This window comes from Hansschlegelia beijingensis, from assembly GCF_045505405.1.
In the GTDB taxonomy this organism is placed as follows: domain Bacteria; phylum Pseudomonadota; class Alphaproteobacteria; order Rhizobiales; family Methylopilaceae; genus Methylopila; species Methylopila beijingensis_A.
In genome coordinates, this window is sequence record NZ_JBJKEX010000273.1 from 1 (window position 1) to 4,209 (window position 4,209).

General features: G+C 70.0%; 3 protein-coding genes and 1 pseudogene. All 4 read right to left on the minus strand.

All coding sequences use genetic code 11. The annotated features are described in order from the left end of the window. Nucleotides 1-238: pseudogene (locus ACIKT0_RS14095) on the minus strand (hypothetical protein); the annotation flags it as partial. Between the two features lie 37 nt (nucleotides 239-275). Beyond that, entirely contained in the window at nucleotides 276-764 is a 489-nt protein-coding gene (lspA, locus tag ACIKT0_RS14100; protein ID WP_407105951.1) for a signal peptidase II, read from the minus strand. A gap of 130 nt (nucleotides 765-894) precedes the next feature. Further along, a complete protein-coding gene (gene ileS, locus ACIKT0_RS14105; RefSeq protein ID WP_407105952.1) occupies nucleotides 895-3,843 on the minus strand; it encodes an isoleucine--tRNA ligase in 2,949 nt (982 codons plus the stop codon). A 67-nt stretch (nucleotides 3,844-3,910) separates the two neighbouring features. Further along, on the minus strand, nucleotides 3,911-4,209 hold a 299-nt coding region (locus tag ACIKT0_RS14110; protein WP_407105953.1), incomplete at its 5' end, for a riboflavin kinase.

The window sequence follows — 4,209 nt, forward strand, 5'->3', positions numbered from 1 at the left end:
GGCCGACCGCGCCCTTGGCCTGCGGCGGCGGAAGCTGGGCCGTCGTGGGCGGCGGCACCAGCGGCGCCCGCTCCTGGTAGCTGATCTCGGGCTTTTCCTTGTCCCCCATCCCGAAGCTGTCGAACAGCTCGGTGATCGGGTTCGAGCCCATGTCGTCCGCGGCGTAGGCCGGGACCGCAAGCGCGCTCGCCCCTAGGGCGATCGACGCGCTGGCGAGGCACGCTGTGATTTGGCGCATGGTTCGCTGCTCCTTCCGGCGAAGGGCGGCAAGGCCATCAGGCTGCCTCGCGCGCGCCTTTCGAGCCGCGGAAGGAACCATACAGAAGCAGCACCACGCCCGCAACGATGGCCGCGTCCGCCACATTGAACACGTACCAGGTGACCTCGCCCCAGTGCAGCAGCGCATAGTCCACGACCGCCCCGTAGGCGATGCGGTCGACCCCGTTTCCGAGCGCGCCGCCGAGGATCAGGGCGAGGCCGTAGGCCGAGACGCTCTGGCGCTCGCGGGTGATCCAGAACGCGATGCCGACCGAGGCCACGACATGCAGCGCGACCAGCAGCCAGCGGCCGACATCGCCGTCCTGCTGCAGCATCCCGTAGCTGACGCCGCGGTTCCAGATCAGGATCAGGTCGAACACCGGCAGCACCGGCACGCGGCCCTTTTCGGCGAGGTCGAAGACGAACAGCGCCCAGAGCTTCACGGCCTGGTCGACGACGAAGATCAGCGCGGCAAGCCCCAGCGCGCGTCGCGCGAGCGGGCTCATGGGACCGCCGTCATCCCGGCCGCAGCGGCGAAGCCGCGGAGAGCGGGGATCGCGCGCGGCGAAAGGCGCCTGATCCGGATCGCGATCCCGGCTCCCGGCTCACGCCGCGGCCGGGATGACGAGGTTCGCCTCACGCCGCCCGCTCCCGGCGCGCTTCCCACTCGCGCATCGCCTGTGCGTCGCGCGGCGTGATGTCCGGATAGTCGGGGTCGGCACCGACATCCGGCGAGACCTTCCACGAGCGGGCGCATTTGCGGCCCTCGGCGCGGGCCGGGACCACGGCGACGCCCGGAACCTCGGCGAGCCGGAACGCCTCCTCGGGCGCTTCCTCGGCCGTCACCCTGATCTCGCTGGTGATCGAGACCTCGGCGAGGTCGACGCCTTCGAGCGCGGCCATCAGCTCCGGATCGGTCACATGCACGACAGGCGCGGCCTCGAGCGAGGAGCCGATGCGCTTCGCCGCGCGCTCGATCTCGAGCGCGCCGGTCACTACGCGGCGCACCCGGCGGACCTTCTCCCACTTCTCCGCCAGCGCCTCGTCGCGCCAGGCCTCGTCCGCGAGCGCGAACATATGGAGATGCACCGAGCCGTCCTCGGACGGGAAGCGCGACAGCCAGCTCTCCTCGGCCGTGAAGGGCAGCAGCGGCGCGAGGCGGGTGACGAGCGCGCGGAACAGCCGGTCCACCACGGTGAGGCAGGCGCGGCGCGTCACCGACGAGGCGGGATCGCAATACAGCGCGTCCTTGCGGACGTCGAAATAGAACGCGCTGAGGTCGTTGGTCAGGAAGGTGAACAGGCTCGCGAAGCCGCGCTTGAAGTCGAACGCCTCGTAGGCCGCGCCGATCTCGCCGTCGACCTCGGCGAGGCGATGCAGCATGTAGCGCTCGAGCTCCGGCATCTCGGCGAACGGCACGGCGTCGTCATCGCCGAAATGGGCCAGCGCGCCGAGCATCCAGCGCAGCGTGTTGCGCAGCTTGCGATAGGCGTCGGTCGTGGTCTTGAGGATCTCCTGCCCGATCCGCAGGTCGTCCTCATAGTCCGACATCACCACCCACAGCCGCAGGATGTCGGCGCCGGACTGCTTGATGACGTCCTGCGGCGCGACGACGTTGCCGAGCGACTTCGACATCTTGCGGCCCTGCTCGTCGAGCACGAAGCCATGCGTCAGCAGCGCGTCGTAGGGCGCGCGGCCGCGGGTGCCGCAGCTCTCCAGCAGCGAGGAATGGAACCAGCCGCGGTGCTGGTCGGAGCCCTCCAGGTAGAGCACCGTGTCCTCGCCGCCGTCGACGGCGCGCTTGGGCGCGAGGTCCGGCCGGCGCTCCAGCACATAGGCGTGGGTGGAGCCGGAATCGAACCACACGTCGAGAATGTCGGTGACCTTCTCGTAGTCCTCCAGCGAGTGATTGCCGAGGAAGCGGCTGCCGTCGCTGGCGAACCAGGCGTCGGCGCCCTCCTGCTCGAAGGCCTCGGCGATGCGCTGGTCCACCATCGGGTCGCGCAGCGGCTCGCCGGTCTGCTTGTTCACGAACACGCAGATCGGCACGCCCCAGGCGCGCTGGCGCGAGACCACCCAGTCCGGCCGGCTCTCGATCATGCCGCGCAGCCGGTTCTTGCCCTGCGGGGGGAAGAAGGCCGTCGCCTCGATCGCCGCCAGAGCGCGGCTCCGCAGCGTGTCGGCCGGGCCGTCGATGTCGCGGTCCATCGCGATGAACCATTGCGGCGTGTTGCGGAAGATCACCGGCTTCTTGGACCGCCAGGAATGCGGGTACTGGTGGCGCAGCTTGCCGCGGGCCACCAGCCGGCCGGCGGCGACCAGCGCCTCGATCACTGCCTGGTTGGCGTCGCCCTTGTCGCCCTTCTCGGTGATCACCGAGCGGCCCTCGAAGCCGGGCGCGTCCTTGGTGAGGAAGCCGGCGGCGTCGACCGTGTAGGGAATGCGGGTCGCGATCCCGCGCTTCTCGAGCTCGGAGCGGTGGTCCATCCACAGCTCGAAATCCTCGCGGCCATGGCCGGGCGCGGTGTGCACGAAGCCCGTGCCGGCGTCCTCGGTGACATGGTCGCCGGCCAGCAGCGGCACGGCGAAGTCGTAGCCGAGTGCGCTGAGCGGGTGCTGCGCGACGAGGCCTTCGAGATCGGCGGCCGAGACGTCGAGGACCTTGCGGAAGCCCGCGACCTTGGCGGCCTTGAAGACGCCCTCGGCGAGCGCGTCGGCGAGCAGGTAGCGCGCGCCGACCTTGGCCCAGTTGTCCTCCGGCGCCTCGGTCACCTCGTAGACGCCGTAGGCGATCTTCGGCGAGTAGGCGACGGCGCGGTTGCCGGGCAGCGTCCAGGGGGTCGTGGTCCAGATCACGACCGACGCGCCGGCGAGCGCGTCCTGCCCGCCTCCCCCAAGGGGAGAAGCAGAGAGCGGGAACGCCACGAACACCGTGTCGCTCAGGAACTCGGCGTATTCGATCTCGGCCTCGGCCAGCGCCGTCTTCTCGACAACCGACCACATCACCGGCTTGGAGCCGCGATAGAGCTGGCCGGTCTGCGAGAACGTCATGATCTCGCGGGCGATCTGCGCCTCGGCGGAGAACTTCATCGTGGTGTAGGGGTCCGCCCAGTCACCCGTCACGCCGAGCCGCTGGAACTCCTCCGATTGCACGCCGATCCATTTCTCAGCGTATTCCCGGCACTCGCGCCGGAACTCGATGACCGGCACCTCGTCCTTGTTCAGCCCCTTGGCGCGATAGCCCTCCTCGACCTTCCACTCGATCGGCAGGCCGTGACAGTCCCAGCCGGGCACGAAGTTGGCGTCGAAGCCGGCCATCTGGCGCGTGCGCACCACGACGTCCTTCAGCACCTTGTTGAGCGCATGGCCGATGTGCAGGTGGCCGTTGGCGTAGGGCGGGCCGTCATGCAGCACGTATTTCTTCCGCCCCGCCGCGGCCTCTCGCAGCCGCTCGTAGAGCCGGACGCGCTTCCAGCGCTCCAGGAACTCGGGCTCGCGCTGCGGCAGGCCGGCGCGCATCGGGAAATCCGTCTGCGGCAGGAACAGCGTCTCGGAATAGTCGCGAGGCTTGGCGTCAGAAGGCATTTTGGCGTCCGCTTGAAGGGCCGGAGCGGTTTAGCAGGGCGGACGCGTCTGGCAAGTAACGGCGGCCTCAGGCCAGCGCGCTCGGGGCCAGCGGGTCCTCGGGGGCGGCTATCGCGGCGCGCGCGTCCAGCACGTCGCGCTCCATCTGGACGACGAGCGCCTCGACGCTGTCGAACTTCAGCTCCGGCCGCAGATAGGCCACGAGCTCGATCCTGAGCCGCCGGCCATAGAGGTCGCCGGAGAAGTCGAGCAGGAAGGTCTCGAAGCGCGGCGCGCCGTCGTCGAACTGCGGGCGCCGGCCGAAGCTCGCCGCGCCGTCGACGATCCGGTCGCCCACCAGCGCCCGCATGGCGTCTACGCCGTGCG